This is a genomic window from Streptomyces sp. JK94, from assembly GCF_053613315.1.
In genome coordinates this window covers 238,302-259,598 of the sequence record NZ_JBSICH010000016.1, presented here as the reverse complement: position 1 = coordinate 259,598, position 21,297 = coordinate 238,302, and the positions used below count along the sequence as shown (strand labels likewise).

At 73.6% G+C, this 21,297-nt stretch carries 9 protein-coding genes; all 9 read left to right on the top strand.

Annotated features, from left to right (window positions below):
• Window positions 1-12,311, top strand: a 12,311-nt coding sequence (locus ACVV2G_RS16935; RefSeq protein WP_453843514.1) for an amino acid adenylation domain-containing protein, incomplete at its 5' end; no start/stop codon positions are given.
• A gap of 39 nt (window positions 12,312-12,350) precedes the next feature.
• On the top strand, window positions 12,351-13,568 hold the full coding sequence (locus tag ACVV2G_RS16930; RefSeq protein ID WP_453843529.1) for a cytochrome P450: 1,218 nt from the start codon (window positions 12,351-12,353) through the stop codon (window positions 13,566-13,568).
• Between the two features lie 90 nt (window positions 13,569-13,658).
• Window positions 13,659-14,570 carry a sulfotransferase domain-containing protein gene (locus tag ACVV2G_RS16925; protein ID WP_453843513.1) on the top strand — a complete coding sequence of 304 codons (912 nt, stop codon included), beginning with the start codon at window positions 13,659-13,661 and terminating at the stop codon, window positions 14,568-14,570.
• A 67-nt stretch (window positions 14,571-14,637) separates the two neighbouring features.
• Window positions 14,638-15,537 carry a TauD/TfdA dioxygenase family protein gene (locus ACVV2G_RS16920; protein WP_453843512.1) on the top strand — a complete coding sequence of 300 codons (900 nt, stop codon included), beginning with the start codon at window positions 14,638-14,640 and terminating at the stop codon, window positions 15,535-15,537.
• A gap of 32 nt (window positions 15,538-15,569) precedes the next feature.
• A complete protein-coding gene (gene dpgA, locus ACVV2G_RS16915; RefSeq protein ID WP_453843511.1) occupies window positions 15,570-16,691 on the top strand; it encodes a 3,5-dihydroxyphenylacetyl-CoA synthase DpgA in 1,122 nt (373 codons plus the stop codon).
• 20 nt (window positions 16,692-16,711) lie between these two features.
• Complete coding sequence (dpgB, locus tag ACVV2G_RS16910; RefSeq protein WP_453843510.1) at window positions 16,712-17,428, top strand: enoyl-CoA-hydratase DpgB; 717 nt, start codon at window positions 16,712-16,714, stop codon at window positions 17,426-17,428.
• Complete coding sequence (gene dpgC / locus ACVV2G_RS16905; RefSeq protein WP_453843509.1) at window positions 17,425-18,786, top strand: (3,5-dihydroxyphenyl)acetyl-CoA 1,2-dioxygenase DpgC; 1,362 nt, start codon at window positions 17,425-17,427, stop codon at window positions 18,784-18,786. Before dpgB ends, dpgC begins: the two co-directional genes overlap by 4 nt.
• Window positions 18,783-20,087, top strand: a complete 1,305-nt coding sequence (locus tag ACVV2G_RS16900) for an aminotransferase-like domain-containing protein (RefSeq protein ID WP_453843508.1) — start codon at window positions 18,783-18,785, stop codon at window positions 20,085-20,087. Before dpgC ends, ACVV2G_RS16900 begins: the two co-directional genes overlap by 4 nt.
• Before the next feature lie 58 nt (window positions 20,088-20,145).
• The gene (locus ACVV2G_RS16895; protein ID WP_453843507.1) at window positions 20,146-21,294 is read left to right on the top strand and encodes a glycine amidinotransferase; all 1,149 of its coding nucleotides are present in this window, start codon (window positions 20,146-20,148) and stop codon (window positions 21,292-21,294) included.
• Window positions 21,295-21,297: the final 3 nt, after the last annotated feature.

Genomic DNA, 21,297 nt, shown 5'->3' with positions numbered 1-21,297 from the left:
TCTTCGAGACGCCGACGGTGGCGGGGCTGGCGGCGCGGCTGGAGAGGGCGGTGGGGCCGGGGGTGCGTCCTGCGGTGGGGGTGGGGGTGGGGGAGCGGCCGGAGCGGTTGCCGTTGTCGTATGCGCAGCGGCGGTTGTGGTTCGTGGACCGGCTGGAGGGTGCGAGCGCGCTGTACAACATTCCGTTGGTGGTGCGGTTGTCGGGCCGGGTGGAGGTGGCCGCGCTGGGTGCGGCGCTGGGTGATGTGGTGGCGCGGCACGAGGCGTTGCGGACGCGGTTCCCGCAGGTGGAGGGGGAGCCGTATCAGGAGATCGTGCCGGTGGGGGAGGCGGTGGTGGGGCTGCCCGTGGTGCCGGTCGCCGCGGAGGAGCTGGAGGCGCGGATCGAGAAGGTGTCCGGGTACGTCTTCGACCTGGCCGGTGAACTGCCGTTGCGGGCGACGTTGTTGAGGGTGGACGAGGAGTCCTGCGTTCTGGTGCTGGTGGTGCATCACATCGCGGGGGACGGCTGGTCCCTCGCGCCTCTGTGGCGGGATCTGTCCGCGGCGTACGCCGCCCGCCGGTCGGGGCGGGCACCCGACTTCGCGCCCCTGCCGGTGCAGTACGCCGACTACGCGCTCTGGCAACAGCGGCTCTTCGGGGACGACACCGACGCCGCCGACAGCCCGCTCTCCGCGCAGGTCGAGCACTGGCGGGCCGTGCTCGACGGCGTCCCCCAGGAACTCGCCCTGCCGTTCGACCGGCCCCGCCCCGCGGTGCCCGGACGAAGCGGCGGCTGGGCCGACATCGACGTACCCGCCGCGTTGCACGCACGGCTGGCGGAACTGGCCAGGTCCGAGGGCGTCACCATGTTCATGGTGTGGCAGGCGGCCACCGCCGTCCTGCTGTCCCGGCTCGGCGCGGGGGAGGACATCCCGCTGGGCAGCCCGGTCGCCGGCCGCACCGACGAAGCCCTCGAAGACCTGGTCGGGTCCTTCGTCAACACCCTCGTGCTGCGCACCGACCTGTCCGGCGACCCGACCTTCACCGAGGTCCTCGCCCGGGTGCGGTCGACGGCGCTGGACGCCCTGCACCACCAGGACGTGCCGTTCGAACGGCTGGTGGAGGAGCTGGCCCTGCCCCGCTCGATGGGCCGCCACCCCCTCTTCCAGACCGTCCTGGAAGTGCAGTCCACGCCCCTCCTCGTCCCCGAACTGGACGGCGTGGACGCCGACGTGATGCCGTACGCCGCCCGCGACGCCAAGTTCGACCTCGACCTCCAGGTCGCCGAGCGCTTCGACGCCGAGGGACGGCCCGCCGGCATCGACGGCGCGCTCGTCCACGCCGCCGACCTCTTCGACCACGCCACCGCCGAGGCCCTGACCGCCCGGCTGCTGCGCGTTCTGGACGCCGTGGCCACCGCCCCCCGACGCCCCGTGCACACGGTGGACGTCCTGGTGGGCACCGAGCGGCGGCAGCTGCTGGAGTGGTCCGGCCGGCAGCCCGGGACCGCCGGTCCGGACGCCCGGGTCCACGTCCTCGACGACCGCCTCATGCCGGTGCCGCCCGGCGTCCCCGGCCGGCTCCACGTCACCTGCGACGAGTCCGGCGACGACACCGTCCCCAGCCCGTTCACCGACGACGGGACCCTCCTACGGCCCACCGGACAACGCGCCCGCTGGGACACCGAGGGCCGGCTCCACCTGCTCGCCACCGCACCGGGGACGGAGACGGAGACGGAGCCGCAGCCGGCCGTCGCCCGGCGCACGACCGGACTGCGCGAGGAACTGCTCTGCTCGGTCTTCGCCCAGGTCCTGGGCGTGGACCGGGTCGGCGTGGACGACGACTTCTTCGCCCTCGGCGGCCACTCCCTCCAGGCGGTACGGCTGGTCAGCCGCGTGCGCGCCGTCCTCGGCGTCGAACTGCTGGTCCGCGACCTCTTCGAGACGCCGACGGTGGCGGGGCTGGCGGCGCGGCTGGAGAGGGCGGTGGGGCCGGGGGTGCGTCCTGCGGTGGGGGTGGGGGTGGGGGAGCGGCCGGAGCGGTTGCCGTTGTCGTATGCGCAGCGGCGGTTGTGGTTCGTGGACCGGCTGGAGGGTGCGAGCGCGCTGTACAACATTCCGTTGGTGGTGCGGTTGTCGGGCCGGGTGGAGGTGGCCGCGCTGGGTGCGGCGCTGGGTGATGTGGTGGCGCGGCACGAGGCGTTGCGGACGCGGTTCCCGCAGGTGGAGGGGGAGCCGTATCAGGAGATCGTGCCGGTGGGGGAGGCGGTGGTGGGGCTGCCCGTGGTGCCGGTCGCCGCGGAGGAGCTGGAGGCGCGGATCGAGAAGGTGTCCGGGTACGTCTTCGACCTGGCCGGTGAACTGCCGTTGCGGGCGACGTTGTTGAGGGTGGACGAGGAGTCCTGCGTTCTGGTGCTGGTGGTGCATCACATCGCGGGGGACGGCTGGTCCCTCGCGCCTCTGTGGCGGGATCTGTCCGCGGCGTACGCCGCCCGCCGGTCGGGGCGGGCACCCGACTTCGCGCCCCTGCCGGTGCAGTACGCCGACTACGCGCTCTGGCAACAGCGGCTCTTCGGGGACGACACCGACGCCGCCGACAGCCCGCTCTCCGCGCAGGTCGAGCACTGGCGGGCCGTGCTCGACGGCGTCCCCCAGGAACTCGCCCTGCCGTTCGACCGGCCCCGCCCCGCGGTGCCCGGACGAAGCGGCGGCTGGGCCGACATCGACGTACCCGCCGCGTTGCACGCACGGCTGGCGGAACTGGCCAGGTCCGAGGGCGTCACCATGTTCATGGTGTGGCAGGCGGCCACCGCCGTCCTGCTGTCCCGGCTCGGCGCGGGGGAGGACATCCCGCTGGGCAGCCCGGTCGCCGGCCGCACCGACGAAGCCCTCGAAGACCTGGTCGGGTTCTTCCTCAACACCCTCGTGCTGCGCACCGACCTGTCCGGCGACCCGACCTTCACCGAGGTCCTCGCCCGGGTGCGGTCGACGGCGCTGGACGCCCTCGACCACCAGGCCGTCCCCTTCGACCGGCTCGTGGAGAAGCTGGCCCCCGCCCGCTACACCGACCGCGTCCCCTTCTTCCAGGTGCTGCTGGCCGTGCAGAACATGCCGCCGGCTCACGTCTCGCTGCCCGGCCTCGACGTCGACGCCGGACCCGGCAGGCCCACCACGTCCAAGGTCGACCTCGACTTCCAGGTCGTCGAACTCCACGACGAGGGCGGCGCGCCGGCCGGCATGACCGGCGGCCTCACCTACGCCACCGACCTTTTCGACCACACCACGGCGGAGACCCTCGTGAACCGACTGCTGCGCGTCCTGGACGCCGCCACCGCCGAGCCCGACCGGCCCGTGGCCCGCATCGACGTCTTCGACCCGGCCGAACGGCGGCGTCTGATCGCCGAGTCGGGCGGCGCCCGCAGCGACACCCTGGCGCTCACCGTCCCCGAGCTGTTCACCATCCGCGCCTCCCGCGCACCCAGGGCGATCGCCCTGGACACCGGAACCGAGGAGATCACCTACGGACAGCTGGAGACCCGCTCCAACCGCCTCGCCCACCACCTCATCGATCTCGGCGTCGGCCCGGAGTCCGTGGTCGCCGTCGTCATGGACCGCTCCCCGGACGTGGTCACCACCCTGCTGGCCGTCCTCAAGGCCGGCGGCACCTACCTCACCCTCGACCCCGCCCAGCCCGCCGCACGCACCGCCGCGATGCTCCGGCTCGCCGGAGCGCAGGTGTGCCTGGCCGACGGCCGGTACGCCGAGGAGATGCGAGGCCTGTTCGCCGAGGTCGTCGTCGCCGACGCCGGGGACGCCGAGTGGGCCGGCCGGCCCGCCGGCGGTGTCGCCGGGCGGAGCCTGCCCGACCAGCTCGCGTACATCATGTTCACCTCCGGTTCCACCGGTGAACCCAAGGGCATCGGCACCACCCACCGCGACGTCGTCGACCTCGCCGGTGACCGCTGCTGGACGTTCTCCGGGACCGCCCGCGGCATGTTCGCCGCGCCGCACACCTTCGACGGCTCCACCGTCGAGATCTGGGTACGGCTGCTCACCGGCGGCACCCTCATCGTCACCCCGCCCGGCCGGACCGACGCCGCCCGCCTGCGCGCCCTCGTCGCCGACCACGGACTCACCCACGCCCACCTGACCGCCGGCCTGTTCCGGGTCGTCGCCGAGGAGGACCCGGCCGCGTTCACCGGCGTCCACGACGTGCTCACCGGCGCCGACGTCGTCCCCGAGGAGGCGGTCCGCAGGGTCCTGGAAACCGTCCCCGGCATCGTCGTCCGCAGCAGCTACGGGCCGACCGAGGCGACCGTCATCGCCACCCAGATCCCGCTCACCGAACCCGGCGCCCCGGGCGACGTCGTGCCGATCGGCCGCCCCATGGACAACACCAGCGTGTACGTCCTCGACGACAGCCTCGAACCCGTCCCGGCGGGCGTCGCGGGCGAGGCGTACATCGCGGGTGCCGGACTCGCCCGCGGCTACGTCGCCCGCCCCGGACTCACCGCCGAACGTTTCGTGGCCTGCCCGTTCGACGCACCCGGCACCCGCATGTACCGCACCGGCGACATCGTGCGCCGACGGGCCGACGGCGCACTGGAGTTCGTGTCCCGGGCCGACGACCAGGTGAAGATCCGCGGCTTCCGCGTCGAGCCCGGCGAGGTCGAGAAGCTCCTGGCCGCCCACCCCGCCGTCGCCCAGGCCGTCGTCACCGTCCGCGAGGACACCCCGGGAGACAAACGCCTCGTGGCCCACGTGACCGCGGCGCCCGGCGAAACCCTCCCGGACGTCCGCGAGTTCGCCGCCGGACGACTGCCCGACTACCTCGTGCCGGACGCCGTCGTCGTCCTGGACCGACTGCCGCTGACCGCCAACGGCAAGGTGGACCGCGCGGCCCTGCCCGCCCCCGAGGCGGCGAGCGCCGGTGCGCCGCGCCGCCCGCCGTCCCTGCGCGAGGAACTCCTCTGCTCGGTCTTCGCCCAGGTCCTGGGCGTGGACCGGGTCGGCGTGGACGACGACTTCTTCGCCCTCGGCGGCCACTCGCTGCTGGCCGTGCGCCTCGTCAGCCGCATCCGCGGCGTCCTCGGCGTCGAGATCCCCGTACAGGCGGTCTTCGAGACGTCCACCGTCGCCGGTCTCTCCGCCACCGTCGAGAAGGCCGGCTTCACCGGCATCCCGCGGCCCGCCCTCACCGCCGGCCCCCGGCCCCGGCGCCTGCCGCTCTCGTACGCCCAGCGCCGCCTGTGGTTCGTGGACCGGCTCGAAGCCGCCGGACCCCTCTACAACATCCCGCTCGCGCTGCGGCTGACCGGCACACTCGACACCGGTGCACTCCGGGCGGCCTGGACCGACCTGCTCACCCGGCACGAGAGCCTGCGCACCCGGTTCCTGCACGCCGACGGCGACCCCTACCAGGACATCGTCTCCCTCGACGACTTCCCCCCGTACTTCGCCGTCGAGTCCGTGGCCCGCGAGGAACTGGACGCCCGGATCGACGAGGCCGCCGGCCACGTCTTCGACCTCACCGCCGGACCGCCCGTGCGGGCCACCCTCCTCGACGTGGACGGAGCCGACGGCGACGAGGCCGTGCTGGTCCTGGTCACGCACCACATCGTCGCCGACGGCTGGTCGATGGTCCCGCTGCTGAGCGACCTGTCCACCGCCTACACCGCCCGCCGGGCCGGCCGCGCCCCGGACTGGGAACCGCTGCCCGTGCAGTACGCCGACCACACCCTGTGGCAGCGCGACCTGCTCGGCGACGGCGACGACCCCGACAGCATCCTCGCCGGCCAGGTCGCCTTCTGGCGGGACGCGCTGAGCGGCAGCCCCGAGGAACTGGCCCTGCCCACCGACCGGCCGCGGCCCGCGGTGGCCAGCCGCGAGGGCGGCTGGGTGCCCATGAGCGCACCCGCCGACCTGCACGCACGCCTGTCGGAACTCGCCGTCGCCCAGGGGGCCACCCCCTTCATGGTGTGGCAGGCGGCGCTCGCCGTGCTGCTCTCCCGCCTCGGCGCCGGCCGGGACATCCCGATCGGCAGCCCCGTGGCGGGCCGCACCGACGAGGCCGCCGACGAACTGATCGGCTTCTTCGTCAACACCCTCGTGCTGCGCACCGACCTCTCGGGCGACCCCACCTTCACCGAGGTGCTCGGCAGGGTCCGCCGGTCGGCGCTGGGCGCCCTGGGACACCAGGACGTCCCGTTCGAGCGGCTGGTGGAAGAACTGGCACCGACACGGTCCCGCGCCCGCCACCCCCTCTTCCAGATCCTGCTGGCCGTGCAGAACGTGCCCACCGCCACCGTCGACCTGCCGGGCCTGCACGTCGAGGCCCTTCCCACCGAACTGGGCCGCGCCAAGTTCGACCTCGACCTCCATGTCGCCGAACGGTTCGACGACGAGGGCCGGCCCGCCGGCATCGACGGCGGCCTCACCTACGCCTGCGACCTCTTCGACCGCACGACGGCCGAGTCCCTCGTCGACCGTCTCCTGCTCGTCCTGCGTGCCGTCGTCGCCGACCCCGCCCGGCGCGTCCACGACATCGCCCTGCTCGACGACGACGACCAGCACCGCGTCCTCACCGAGTGGAACCGCACCGAACGGGCCGCGCCGGCCGCTACCGTGCCCGACCACTTCCGGGCCCAGGCCGCCCGCACCCCGCACGCCCCCGCCCTGGTCGCCGACGGCGCCCGGACGACGTACGCCGAACTCGACGCCGCCTCCGACCGGCTCGCCCGGTACCTGACCCGGCACGGCGCGGGCCCCGGGCGCCTCGTCGCCGTCGCCATGGAACGCTCGCCGGAGACGGTCGTCGCCCTCCTCGCAGTCCTGAAGACCGGCGGCGCCTACCTCCCCGTCGACGTCGGCTACCCCGCCGCCCGCATCGAACTGATGCTGCGCGACGCCGCCCCCGCGGCCCTCCTCACCACCACCGGCCTGACGGACCGGCTGCCCGGGAACACGGGGGGACCGGCCCGCATCGTCCTCGACGACCCCTCGACCCGGGACGCGGTGGCCGCCGAGGACGCCGTACCCACGGCCACGCCCCCGCACCTCGACTCCGCCGCCTACACCATCTACACCTCCGGATCCACCGGCACCCCCAAGGGCGTCGTCGCCACCCACCGCGCCGTCGACCGCCTCGTCCGCCCCGCCGACTACGCCGACCTGCGCCCCGGGGACGTCGTCTCCCACCTCGGGTCCGTCTCCTTCGACTCCACCACCTTCGACCTCTGGGCCACCCTGCTCAACGGCGCCGCCCTCGCCGTGGGACCGGCGGGCTCACCGTCCGTCGCCGCCATCCGCGACCACCTGGCCCGGCACCGGGTCACCGTCGCCCTGCTGCCCACCGGACTGCTGCACCAGGTGATCGACCTCGACGTCGAGGCGCTGCGCGGCGTCCGCTCCGTACTGACCGGGGGCGAGGCGCTCTCCGTCGAACACTGCCGCACCCTGCTCGACACCCTGCCCGGCACCCGGCTGATGAACGGCTACGGCCCCACCGAGAGCGTCACCTACACCCACACCCACCCCGTCACCCGCGCGGACGTCGGCAGCGGCCGGGCGATCCCGCTGGGCCGCCCGCTGGCCCGCACCCGCGCCTACGTCCTCGACACCGCCCTGCGGCCCGTCCCCGTCGGTGTGCCCGGCGAGCTGTACATCGCCGGCGACGGCCTCGCCCGCGGCTACGCGAGGCGGCCGGGCCTGACCGCGGAACGGTTCACGGCCTGCCCGTTCGAGGACGGCGGCGCCCGCATGTACCGCACCGGGGACCTGGTGCGGTGGCGGGCCGACGGCGTGCTGGAGTTCGTCGGCCGGGCCGACGACCAGGCCAAGATCGGCGGCTTCCGCGTCGAACCCGGGGAGGTGGAGGCCACCGTCTCCGCCCACCCCGACGTGGCCCAGGCCGTGGTCGTGGTCCGCGAGGACACCCCGGGCGACCAGCGCCTCGTCGCCTACGCCGCACCGGCGGACCCTTCCGTGCCCGCCCGTGAACTGGCCGACCGCATCCGGCGCTTCGTCGCCGACCGGCTGCCGGACCACCTGGTGCCGCCCTTCGTGACCGTCCTGGACCGGCTGCCGCTCACCCCGAACGGGAAGGTCGACCGGGCCGGCCTGCCCGCCCCCGACCCGATGGCCGCCGTCAGCGTCGCGCGCGGCCCGGCCTCGCCGTACGAGGAACTGCTCGGTGTCGTCTTCGCCGACGTGCTGCGCCTGCCCCGCGTCGGTGTCGACGACGACTTCTTCGCCCTGGGAGGGCACTCCCTGCTCGCGGTCCGGCTGGTCAGCCGCATCCGCGCCGTACTGGGCGCCGAGACCTCCGTGGCCACCGTCTTCGAGAACCCCACCGTGTCCGGCCTCGCACGGCAGCTGACCCGGGCCGGCGGCCGGGCCCGGCCCGTCGTCGTGCCGATGCCGCGTCCGCCCGTGCTGCCGGTGTCCTACGGTCAGAGCCGCCTGTGGTTCGTGGACCGCATCGAAGGGCCCAACCACCTCTACAACATCTGCCTCGTCCTGCGCCTGACCGGCGACCTGGTCCCCGCGCTGCTGCACACGGCCCTCGCCGACGTCGTCGCCCGGCAGGAGAGCCTGCGCACCACCTTCCCGCTGGTCGACGACGAGCCGAGCCAGCACGTCCTGCCCGTCGACGAGGCGGCCGTGGACCTGCCGGTCACCGCCGTCACCGAGGAGGAACTGGCCGGCCGGCTCGACGCGCTCGCCGCCCACCCCTTCGACCTGGCCCGCGACCTGCCGCTGAGGGCCGAGCTGTTCTCCCTGCGCCCGGGCGAGTGGGTGTTCTCGGTGACCGTCCACCACATCGCCAGTGACGGATGGTCGATGGGCCCACTGTGGCGGGACCTCTCGCAGGCGTACCGGGCACGTGCCGCCGGTCGCGCCCCGGACTGGGAACCGCTGCCCGTGCAGTACGCCGACCACACCCTGTGGCAGCGGGACTTCCTCGGCGACGTGAACGACCCCGACAGCGTGCTCGCCGCGCAGGTCGCCCACTGGAAGGAGCGGCTCCGGGGCGCACCCCAGGAGCTCGCCCTCCCCGTGGACCGGCCCCGTCCCGTGGTGTCGGACCACCGGGCCGGACTGGTGCCGCTGAGCATCCCGGCCCCCCTGCACGCACGCCTCGCCGAGCTGGCACTCGGGCAGGGCGTCACCATGTTCATGCTGCTGCACGCGGCGGTCGCGGTCCTGCTGTCGAAGAGCGGCGCCGGACGGGACATCGTGATGGGCAGTCCGGTCGCCGGCCGCACGGACCAGGCCCTGGACGACCTCGTCGGCTTCTTCGCGGGCACCCTCGTGCTGCGCACCAACCTGACGGGCGACCCCGACTTCCTGGAACTGCTCGACCGGGTACGCAGGGCCGGCCTCGACGCCTTCGAACACCAGGACGTGCCCTTCGAGCGGCTGGTGGAGGAGCTGGCCCCGGCCCGTTCCATGGCCCGCAACCCGCTGTTCCAGGTGATGCTCGCCGTGCAGAACAACCACCGGGACACACTCAGCCTGCCCGGTGTGCAGGTGCGCGAGGAGCCGGCCGGCGCCCCGACGGCCCGGTTCGACCTGGACTTCGAGGTCCGGGAGAGCTTCGACGAGACCGGCGCGCCCGCGGGACTCGACGGAGAGGTCGTCTACGCCGCCGAACTCTTCGACCACTCCACCGTTCGGACGCTCACCGCCCGGCTCCTCAGGGTCCTGGAGACGGTGGCCGCCGACCCCACCCTCCCGGTGGCCCGCGTCGACCTCCTCGACGACGCCGAACGGCGGCGCGTCACCGAGGAGTGGAACGACACCGCCGGCCCCCTACCGGACGACACCGTTCCCGCACTCTTCGCCCGGCAGGCCGCCCGCACCCCCAAGGCCGTCGCCCTGGTCCACGACGGCACGGAGGTCACCTACGCCGAGCTGGACGAGCGCTCCGGCCGGCTCGCCCGGCACCTGGCCGGCCTCGGAGCCGCACCCGAGACCCTGGTCGGCGTCGCCCTCGACCGGTCGGTGGAACAGATCGTCGCGCTCCTGGCCGTCGTCAAGACCGGCGCCGCCTACCTGCCCGTCGACCCCGGCCAGCCCCGGCGGCGCACCGACCTCGTGCTCACCGACGCCTCCCCGGTCCTCGTGCTGAGCACCGCGCGGACCACCGCCCGGCTCGGCGGCACGGAGGCCGGAACACCGGCACGGTGGATCGACCTCGACGGACCCCTGGCCGACGGCTTCCGGGACGCCCCCGAGACCGCGGCGCTCACCGACGCCGACCGCCGGACGCCGCTGCGGCCGCACCATCCGGCCTACGTGATGTACACCTCCGGCTCCACCGGCACCCCGAAGGGCGTCGTGGTCCCGCACCTCGGCGTGGTCAACCAACTGGCCTGGATGCAGGAGGAGTACCGGCTCCGGCCGACCGACCGCATGCTGCAGCGCGCGTCGTTCGGCTTCGACGCCTCGGTGTGGGAGATCTTCTGGCCGCTGCTGAACGGCGCCGCGGTGGTCCTGAGCGGCCCCGGCGCCCACCCGGACCCCGAGTACCTGGCCGACCTCGTCGACCGGGAACGGGTGACCGTCGCCCAGTTCGTCCCCTCCGTGCTGCGGACGTTCCTCGACGGCGGCGCCGCCGAGCGGTGCACCGGCCTGCGGACGGTCCTCTGCCTCGGCGAGGCGCTCCCGGCGTCCGTGCGCGACCGCTTCCGACGGACCCTGGGCGCGCGGTTGCACAACCTCTACGGCCCCACCGAGGCGTCCATCGCCGTCACCGCCTGGCCGTGCGACGCGGCGCGGGACGGCGACACCGTGCCCATCGGCCGGCCCCTGCGCAACATCAGGGCGTACGTCCTCGACGACGGCCTGCGGCCCGTACCCCCCGGCACGGCCGGCGAACTGTACGTCGCCGGCGCCGGCCTGGCCCGCGGCTACCTGGGCCGGCCGGTGCTCACCTCCGAGCGCTTCGTGGCCTGCCCCTACGGACCGGCGGGCGAGAGGATGTACCGCACCGGCGACATCGTGCGGTGGACGGCCGGGGGCCACCTGGAGTTCCTCGACCGCGCGGACGACCAGGTGAAGATCCGTGGCTTCCGCGTCGAGCCGGGCGAGGTCGAGGCGGCCCTGGCCGCACACCCGAAGGTCGCCCAGGCCGCCGTCGTCACCCGCGAGGACCCCGGCGGCGAACCCGCCCTCGCCGGCTACCTGGTCCCGGTGCCCGCCGCCGGCGACGACGGCGCGGACCTGGTGGCGCAGGTCAGGAGGTACCTGGCGGAGCGGCTCCCGGAACACCTGGTGCCGCCCGTGCTGACGCCGCTGCCCACGCTGCCGCTGACCCCCAACGGCAAGCTCGACCGGGCCGCCCTGCCCGCCCCCGACTACACCGCACTCGCCGGCGGCCGAGAACCGGCCACCCTGCGCGAACAGCTGCTGTGCTCCGTCTTCGAGCAGGTGCTCGGCGTCTCGCCCGTCGGCGTCGACGCGAGCTTCTTCGACCTCGGCGGCCACTCGCTGCTCGCCGTACGGCTCGTCAACCGCGTCAAGGCGGTCGTCGGCGCCGACGTCCCCGTCCGGGCCGTGTTCGAGGCACCCACCGTCGCCGGCCTGCTGGCCTGGATCGCCCGCGAGGGACGGCAGGGGACCGCCGACATGCTGGTGCCCATGCGGTCCACGGGCGACCGGCCCCCGCTCTTCTGCGCCCACACCGTGCTGGGCCTCGGCTGGGAGTACGGCTGGCTCACCGACGCCGCGCCGGGGAACCAGCCGCTCTACGCCCTGCGCCCCCGCGGCATGGACGACGGCACCGCGGAACTGCCCGACTCGCTGTCCCGGATGGCCGCCGACTACGTCGAGCAGATCCGCACCGTCCAGCCCACCGGCCCCTACCACCTGCTCGGCTGGTCCTTCGGCGGCAACGTCGTCCAGGAGATGGCGGCCCAGCTCCAGGACGCGGGAGAAGAAGTGGCCGCGCTGATCCTGCTGGACTCCAGCCCCGTGGACGGCCCCGCCACCGCCGAGCAGCGGGCGGGCTTCGCCGAACAGGAGGAGACGGTGGCCGGCGCGCTCACCGGCGAGGAGCACGAGGCGTACCTCCGCATCGTCCGCAACAACACCCGCATCCTGCTCGCCCACCGGACCCGGAAGACCTCCGGCACCCTGCTGCTCGTCTCCGCCGAGTCCGAGACCAAGGCAGGACGGTGGCGCCCCTTCGTCTCCGGCGGCATACGGGAGCACACGCTCGACTGCGCCCACCGCGAGATGCTCCTGAACCCGGACGTCGTCCGGCGGATCTGGGACATCGCGGCGGACGGACTGACACCGACCGACACCGCACCGGACCCGGCGTAACGGCCCGGCCCGGTGGACACCAGCCCCTGCGAGACGAGGATGGCCGTGGGCGACCCCCTGTACACCGTCACCACCATGCCGACGCGGCGCCGGCCCGACCGGCCGTTCGACCCGCCGGCCGAACTGCTCGAAGCCCGCCGCCACGGCCCCATCAGCCGCTACGTCTTCCCCGGCGGCGTGGACGGCTGGCTGGTCACCGGATACGACCTCGTCAGATCCGTGCTGGCCGACCCCCGGTTCAGCTCCCGGTGGGAGTTCCTGCGCCACCCGACCGTCGACCACGGGGACGTCGAACCGGAACCGGCACCCCCGGGCGAGTTCCTCTTCATGGACGAACCGCGCCACGGCCGCTACCGCAAACCGCTGATGGGCAAGTTCACCGTGCGGCGCATGCGGCTGCTCACCGAACGCGTCGAGGAGATCACCGCCGAACACCTCGACGCCATGGAACGGGCCGGAGGGCCCACCGACCTGGTGACCGCGTACGCCAAACCCATCCCCGCCGTCACCATCTGCGAACTGCTGGGCGTCCCGCACGAGGAACGCCCCTCCTTCCAGGAACAGGTCGACGCCTTCCGGGACCTGGAGTCCGACCGCGACGACCTGATGGCGGCCTACCACGCGACCCGCACCCACCTCGCCGCACTGGTGGCCGCCAAACGCGCCCACCCCACCGACGACGTGCTCAGCGAACTCACCGACAGCGACCTCACGGACGAGGAACTGGTCGGGATGTCCCTCTTCCTGCTCGCGGCCGGACTCGACACCACCATGCACATGATCGGGCTCGGCACCTTCGCGCTGCTGCGCCACCCCGCACAGCTCGCCGCGCTGCGCGCCGACCCCGCGCTCGCCGACCGGGCCGTGGAGGAACTGCTGCGCTACCTGAGCGTCGGCAAGACCTTCATGCGCACGGCACTGCGGGACGTGGAAGTCGGCGGGCACACCGTCAGGGCCGGCACCTCGCTGATCCTGTCCTACAACACGGCCAACCGCGACCCCGAGCGCTTCACCGACCCCCACCTGCTCGACCTGCACCGGCAGGAGGGCGCGCACCTCGCCTTCGGACACGGCATCCACCAGTGCCTGGGCCAGCAACTGGCCCGCGTCCAGATGCGGGTGGCGTTGCCGGCCCTCGTCAACCGCTTCCCCACGCTGCGCCTCGCCGTACCCGCCGAGGAGATCGCCCTGCGCCCCGAGGCGGAGATCGCGGACGTCCACGGCGTGAAGAGCCTCCCCGTGACCTGGGACGCGTAACTGTGGCGAACGTGGATGCCGTTCGGCCCCCGCCACGGCAGATTGTGACCGAATCCGCCGCCCCTCCGAGCCCCAGTGAGGAACGTCGCCATGGGTGATCAGCAACCGACCCGAGCACCGCGCCGGTACAAGTCGCCGCAGCAGGACAGCGCCCGCTGGGACGACTTCCCGCTGCGCGAGGGCGACATCGTCGTCAGCAGCCCGGCGAAGGCCGGCACGACCTGGGTGCAGATGATCTGCGTACTGCTCGTCTTCCGGACCCCCGAGCTGCCCAAGCCGCTGTCGGCCCTGTCGCCGTGGCTGGACCAGCTCTTCACGCCGCAGGACCAGATGTACGCGCAGCTCGCCGCGCAGGAGCACCGGCGCGTCATCAAGACCCATGTCCCACTGGACGGACTGCCGCTCGACCCGCGCGTCAGCTACCTCGTCGTCAGCCGGCATCCCCTCGACCGGGCCCTGTCCATGCACCACCAGGCCGCCAACGTCCGCGCCGAATGGCTGCGCGCCTTCAACGGCGACAACGACTCCGCGCAGTACTCCGGCCGGGCCCGCGAGTACCTGCTGAACTGGTGCCGCGCCGGCGAGTCCGACGGCTGGGAACAGGACGTGGCCGCCGCCGAACTCCACCACCCGCTCGACGCCTGGAACCGGCGCGAGGAGCCGAACATCCGGCTGCTGCACTACGAGGACCTCTGCGCCGACCTGGAGGGCCAGATGTCGGCGCTGGCCGAGTGGCTGGGCATCACCGTGGACGCGGACGTCTGGCCGGAGCTGGTGCGGGCGGCGACCTTCGACGAGATGAAGGGCCGCGCCGCCGACCTGGCGCCGGACAAGGAGATCCTCACCGACCCCGCGGAGTTCTTCCGCTCCGGACGCTCCGGGGGCGCCCGTGGCGTCCTGACCGACGCCGACCTCGACGCCTACTACGAGCGCGTCGGCGCGCTCGCCCCGAAGCCGTTCCTGGACTGGCTGCACGGCGGGACGGCGGGTGCCCGCCCGTGACCCCCGCGCGGCTCCCCGCCGGCGCCCAGCACCGCCGCCCACGCCACGACTCGAAGGAGACCCCGCAGTGACCCCGTCCCCGCCACCGCAGCCCGCCACCGCCCCCGTGCCCGCCGACGACCTCGACATCCGGCGCGTCTCCGGCGCCCTCGGGGCGGAGGTCCGCGGCATCGACCTCGACGACCTCACCGACGCGCAGTTCGGCCGGATCCACGAGCTGATGCTCGAACACCTCGTGCTGTTCTTCCCGGACCAGCAGAGGCTGACCCCCGAGGGGCACGTGGCGTTCGGCCGGCGCTTCGGCGAGGTGGAGGTCCACCCCTTTCTGCCCAAGCTGGAGGGCCACCCCGAGATCACGGTGATCGAACCCGACAAGGGCGGCAAGGCCGACGAGTGGCACATCGACGTCAGCTTCAGCCCCAGCCCGCCGATCGCGTCGATCCTGCACCTGATCGACACCCCCTCCGCGGGCGGCGACACCATGTGGAGCAACCAGTACCGGGCGTACGAGACGCTCTCCGAACCGTTCCGGGAGATGCTCGAAGGGCTCACCGCGGTCCACGTCCTGAAGATCCCGCCGGTCGTGGAGATGTCCGCCGAGCACCCCGTCGTACGCGTCCACCCGGTGACCGGGCGCAAGTCGCTCTACGTCACCCGGATGTGGACCTCGCACATCCCGCAGCTCACCCGGCAGGAGAGCGACACCGTCCTGCAGCACCTGTTCGAGCACTCGGAGCAGCCGGCCTTCACCCTCCGGTACCGCTGGAACCCGCACACCGTGGCCCTCTGGGACAACCGCGTCACCCAGCACATCGCCATCAACGACTACCAGGAGCACCGCCGCGGCCAGCGCGTCACGGTCAACGGCGACCTGCCCTCGAGCAGCACCCCGCGCCGGCCCGAGTACCGGCGCAACGGTGACGAGCGGTACTACCCGCGCCGCATCAACGCCAAGGTCGGCTACTGAGCCGGCCGGCCCCGCACCCCACGGAGGAAGACGTGCGCGGAACCCAGCAACCGGCCGACCGGGCACCCGGGCCGCCCGAGCGAGCAGCCGCCGGCGCACCGGGACTCGTCGGTGTCGGTACCGCCGTACCGCCCCTGTCGTACACCCAGCGGGAGGTCCTCGACACCTTCGGCATCACCGACCGCCGCATCCGCTCCGTCTTCCTCGGCGGCAGTATCGAACGCCGCAACCTCACCCTGCCCCCGATCGGCCCCGACGGGAGCCCCGTCGAGGAGTCCCAGGGCGACCTGCTGCGCAAGCACACCGGGACCGGGCTGCGGATGGGCCGGGAGGCGGTCGAACGCTGCCTCGCGGACGCCGGCGCGGACCTCGCCGACGTCCGCTACCTGTGCTGCGTCACCTCCACCGGACTGCTCACGCCCGGCCTGTCCGCGCTGCTCATCAGGGACCTCGGCATCCACCCGTCCTGCCAGCGCCTGGACGTCGTCGGCATGGGCTGCAACGCCGGGCTCAACGCGCTCAACGCCGTCGCCGGCTGGGCCGGCGGCCACCCCGGGGAACTCGCCCTGATGGTCTGCGTCGAGGCCTGCTCCGCCGCCTACGTCTTCGACGGCACCATGCGCTCCTCGGTGGTCAACAGCCTGTTCGGGGACGGCGCGGCGGCCGTCGCCGTCCGCACCCGGGAGCACCCCGGCGACGAGGCGCCGCCGCCCGGCCCCGAACTGCTGAGGTTCGCCAGCCACATCATCCCCGAGGCCGTCTCCGCGATGCGCTACGACTGGGACGACGCGCACGGCAAGTTCAGCTTCCACCTCGACGCCGACGTGCCCTACGTCGTCGGCGCCCACGCCGAGACCGCGGTCTCCCGCCTCCTGGACGGCACCGGCCTGCACACCGGGGACATCGCCCACTGGGTGGTGCACTCCGGCGGCAAGAAGGTCATCGACGCGATCCGGGTGAACCTCGAACTGTCCCGGCACGACGTACGGCACACCACCGGGGTGCTGCGCGACCACGGCAACCTCTCCAGCGGATCGTTCCTGTTCTCCTACGAGCGGCTGCGCGACGAGAAGGCCGCCGTCCCGGGCGACCTCGGAGTCCTGATGACGATGGGGCCGGGCTCGACCATCGAGACGGCCCTGGTGCGCTGGTGAGGAAAGGAACTGGTACGACCATGAAGACCGGACCCGACCGGACGGGACTGCCCGGGGACCTGGGCCTCCTGGTCCGGCTGGACGGCGGCAGTCCGCTGCCCGAACTGACCGCGGCCCTGGACGCCGTCTGCGAACAGGCCGGCGAACGGCGCGAACGGACGGTCGTGGTCCTGCGGTTCACCCCCACGCCCCTGCAGCCGCGCGAGTGGCCCGGCCGCGTCTCCCTCCAGGAGGTCAAGCGCTGGGAGCGGGCCGTGCGCCGCCTGGAACGGCTCGACCACGTCAACATCGCCGTCGTCGAGGGCACCTGCGGCGGCCCGGTCCTCGACCTGCTGCTGGCCGCGGACTACCGGATCGCGGGACCCGACCTGCGCCTGATGCTGCCCGTCAACGAGGGGCACTTCTGGCCCGGGATGGCCCTGTACCGGCTCGTGCAGCACATCGGACTGGCGCGCGCCCGCCGCATCGTGCTCTGGGACTCCGCCATCGAACTCCACGACGCCACCGCACTCGGCATCGTCGACCAGATCAGCGAGGACCTCACCGAGGCCGTCCACACCGCGGCCGTCCTGCGCGGCCGGCTCTCCGACCGGGAGACCCGCATCCGCCGGCGGCTCCTGGAAGAGGCCGCCTCCGCCGAGTACGAGGACGCGCTCGGAGTCCACCTGGCGGCCTGCGACCGCGAGTTGCGCCGCCTGGCCGGCAGCGACCCGGAGCACCCGGAGGCGGCGCAGTGACCACCCGACGCGACGCCCCCGCCACCCCCGCCCCCCTGTCCGGCGCCTTCGACGACGACGCACAGCACCTCGCCGAACACGCCGCGGCGGCCGAACGCATCCTCGCGGCGCTGCCTGCGGTCCCGCACAGGTCCCCGGACGAGCGGGCCCGCGCCGCGACCGCGCACGCCGAAGTCCGCGGCGTCCGACGGGACTTCCTCGCCCGGCACACCGAGACCGTGTACGGCCTGCTCACCGACGGGCTGACCCGCCGACCGCGCCTGCCGGACCTCGTGGAGGCCGCCGCCGACCAGGTGCCGGGCCTGGTGCCGACCCGCGAGCAGATGGCCGACGAACTCCGCGTCGTCCAGGCGGAGAAGGAAGGCCGGGAGATCGACCAGGGCCGGTTCTGCGGCGCCGTGCTGCGCTCGCCCGCCGCCGGCCGGCACCTCGTGGAGACGATGCTCGGACCCACCCCGCGCGCCCTGGAACTCCTGGACGGCTTCCGCGCCGAGGGCCGCGTCGGACTGGACACCGTCCACGTCGAACGCCGCGGCGCCGCAGCCCACGTCGAGTTCCGCAACCCGCGCCGGCTCAACGCCGAGAACGCCCGACTCGTCGCCGACCTCGACACCGCCGTCGACCTCGTCCTGCTCGACGACACGGTCCGCGTCGGCGTCCTGCGCGGCGGCACCACCGACCACCCCGCCCACCGGGGGCGGCGCGTCTTCAGCGCCGGCATCGACCTCACCGACCTGCGCGACGGCCGGATCCCGCTGGTCGGCTTCCTCCTCGCCCGCGAACTCGGCTACGTCGGCAAGCTGCTCCACGGCCTGCTGACCGACCCGGCCCCCGGCGCGGGGAGCGAGCGCTGCGTCACCAAACCGTGGATCGGGGCCGTCGACACCTTCGCCATCGGCGGCGGCATGCAACTCCTGCTGACCCTCGACCACGTCGTCGCCGAGGAGGGCGCCTACGTCAGCCTGCCCGCCGCGGAGGAGGGCATCGTGCCCGGCGCGGGCAACCTCCGCCTCACCCGGCAGACGGGAGCCCGCCTGGCCCGGCAGGTGGTGCTCGGCGGTCGCAGGATCGCCACCACCGACCCCGAAGCCGCCACGGTCTACGACGAGGTCGTCCCCGCCGACCGTATGGACGAGGCGGTCGAACGCGCCGTGGCGGTCCTCTGCGCCCCCGCCGTCGCCGCCAACCGGCGCATGCTCGCCCTCGCCGAGGAACCCCTCGACCACTTCCGCACGTACCTCGCCGAGTTCGCCGTCGCCCAGGCGGACCGCGCCTACGCCCCGGACGTCCTCGACAAGGTCGAACGCCGCTGGCAGGAGCGCGAGCGGCGGCGCGCCGCACGGGGGCGCCGGACATGACCGGCGCCCCCGACCTGCACGCGGCGGACCTGCACGGCTCCCTCCGGGACCCGGTGCTCGGCGCCATCGGCTTCCTCAACGAGGTCATGGACCGCCACCCCGACGCCATCTCCTTCGCACCCGGCGCCCCGCACCCCGATTTCGTCCAGGGCCTGGACCTGCGCGCCCTGACCGACCGCTTCCTCGCCCACCTGCGCACCGGCCGAGGCCTCGATCCGTCCCGCGCCGAACGCGTGCTCTACGAGTACGGACCCGCCCAGGGCCTCATCAACGACCTCGTGACCGAGGCTCTCCGCACCGACCAGGGCATCCACGCCGCACCCGAGGACGTCGTGATCACCGTGGGCGCCCAGGAGGCCATGCTCCTCACCCTGCGGGCCCTGTACCGGGACGCCTCCTCCGACGTGCTCGCCGTCGCCGACCCGTGCTTCCCCGGCATCGTCGGCGCCGCACGACTCCTCGGCATCCCCGTCACCGACGTCCGCGAGGGCGCCGCCGGCCTCGACGTGGACCACCTCGCCGCCCGCTGCCGGCGGGCCCGGGCGGCAGGGCACCGCGTCCGCGCCTGCTACGTCGCCCCCGACTTCTCCAACCCCGGCGGCGCCCGCATGCCCCTCGACGCCCGGCACGCCCTGCTCGACCTGGCGCACCGCGAGAACCTGCTGCTCGTCGAGGACAACGCCTACGCCTTCACCGCCCCCGAGGACGACGCCCTCCCCGGCCTCAAGGCCCTCGACACCCGGCGCCGCGTCGTCCACCTGGGCACCTTCGCCAAGGTCGGGTTCCCCGGGGCCCGCGTCGGCTACGCCGTCGCCGACCAGCGGGTCGGCCGAGCGGGCGGCGAACGGTCGCTCGCCCGGGAACTCGCCGACCTCAAGACGATGGTCACCGTCAACACCTCACCGCTGTCCCAGGCCGTCGTCGGCGGCCTCCTGCTGCAACACGGAGGCTCCCTGCGGGCCCTGGCCCGGCGCAAGGCCGAACGGTACCGGTCCAACCTCGCCCACCTGACCGACGCCCTGGAACGGCACCTGACCGACGGCGTGCCGGCGGGAGTCTCCTGGCACCGCCCGGCCGGCGGCTTCTTCGCCCGCGTCGACCTGCCCGTCCCCGCCGACCTCGCCCTCCTGGAGGTCTCGGCGGCCCGGTACGGCGTCCTGTGGACACCGATGCGGCAGTTCTCCCTCACCGACCGCGGCGACCGGCAGATCCGGCTGTCGTGCAGCTACCTGGAACCCGACCGGATCGAGACCGGCGTGCGGCGCCTCGCGGCCTTCCTCACGAAGGAGGCCGCGGGATGACGAGCGGTCACCGGACACGGGCCGTCACCCTCCCACGCCCCACGAAAGGCCCTCGCCGATGCGCCTGAACAGTTACGACGACTTCACCCCGCTGAAGGAGGTCGTCCTCGGCTCGGCGGACGGCTACCTCGACCGGGTGCGCGACATGTCGTTCGACATGTTCATCAGCGACAACCTCTCCGGAGCCCGCGGCTACTACCCCTCCCTCTCGACCTGGCGCGACGGCGAGGAACGCCGCGACCGCAACACCCCCCACCGCCTCGCGCAGAAGGAGCGCTTCCTCGGCGAACTCGTCGAGGACGTCGAGGGCGTCGCCGCACAGCTCACCGCGCTCGGCGTCACGGTGCACCGGCCCCTGCCGCCCGCACCCGGGACGACCCGGGTCGCCACCCCCGCCTTCGAGGCCGCCGTCACACCGCCGCTCAACCTCCGCGACAACACCCTGATCATGGGCGACGAGATCATCGAGACCCCGCCCATGCTGCACGACCGCTACTTCGAGACCCAGTTCCTCAAACCGGTCTTCCTGGAGTACTTCCGCACCGGCGCCCGCTGGACGACGATGCCGCGCCCGATGATGACCGACCACTCCTTCGACCCCGCCAACGTCGCCCACGCCGCCCCGAACATCGAAGTCCCCCTCGATCCTCGGGCGTCGCCGTACGACGTGGGCATCGAACCGATGATCGACGGGGCCAACTGCCTCCGGCTGGGCCGCGACCTGATCGTCAACGTCTCCAACGCCAACCACGCCCTCGCCCTCGACTGGCTCCGGCGCCACCTCGACGGACGGTTCCGCGTGCACCGCATGGACCGGCTGACCCAGAGCCACATCGACTCCGTCGTGGTCCCGCTGCGCCCCGGCACCCTGCTGCTGCGCGACCCGGGCGTCGTGGACTACCTGCCCGAGGCCCTGCGCGGGTGGGACGTCGTCGTCCCGCCGCCGCCCGGCGTCGACGACTACCCGCAGTACGAGAACGACGACCCGATCCCCGCCAGCCCCTACATCGACCTGAACGTGCTCTCCGTCGACGAGGACACCGTCCTGGTCAACGACGCCTGCAAGACCCTCGTGGCCACGCTCGAGAAGCACGGCTTCACCGTCGTACCCGTCCGGCACCGCCACCGGCGCCTGTTCGGCGGCGGCTTCCACTGCTTCACCCTCGACACGGTGCGCACCGGCGGCGCCGAGGACTACCTGGCCTGAGCG

Excerpts from the sequence above, each read along its gene's own strand:
- dpgB (WP_453843510.1), top strand. The coding sequence starts at position 16,712 with ATGAAGACCGGACCCGACCGGACGGGACTGCCCGGGGACCTGGGCCTC.
- ACVV2G_RS16930 (WP_453843529.1), top strand. The coding sequence starts at position 12,351 with ATGGCCGTGGGCGACCCCCTGTACACCGTCACCACCATGCCGACGCGG.
- ACVV2G_RS16925 (WP_453843513.1), top strand. The coding sequence starts at position 13,659 with ATGGGTGATCAGCAACCGACCCGAGCACCGCGCCGGTACAAGTCGCCG.
- ACVV2G_RS16900 (WP_453843508.1), top strand. The coding sequence starts at position 18,783 with ATGACCGGCGCCCCCGACCTGCACGCGGCGGACCTGCACGGCTCCCTC.
- ACVV2G_RS16895 (WP_453843507.1), top strand. The coding sequence starts at position 20,146 with ATGCGCCTGAACAGTTACGACGACTTCACCCCGCTGAAGGAGGTCGTC.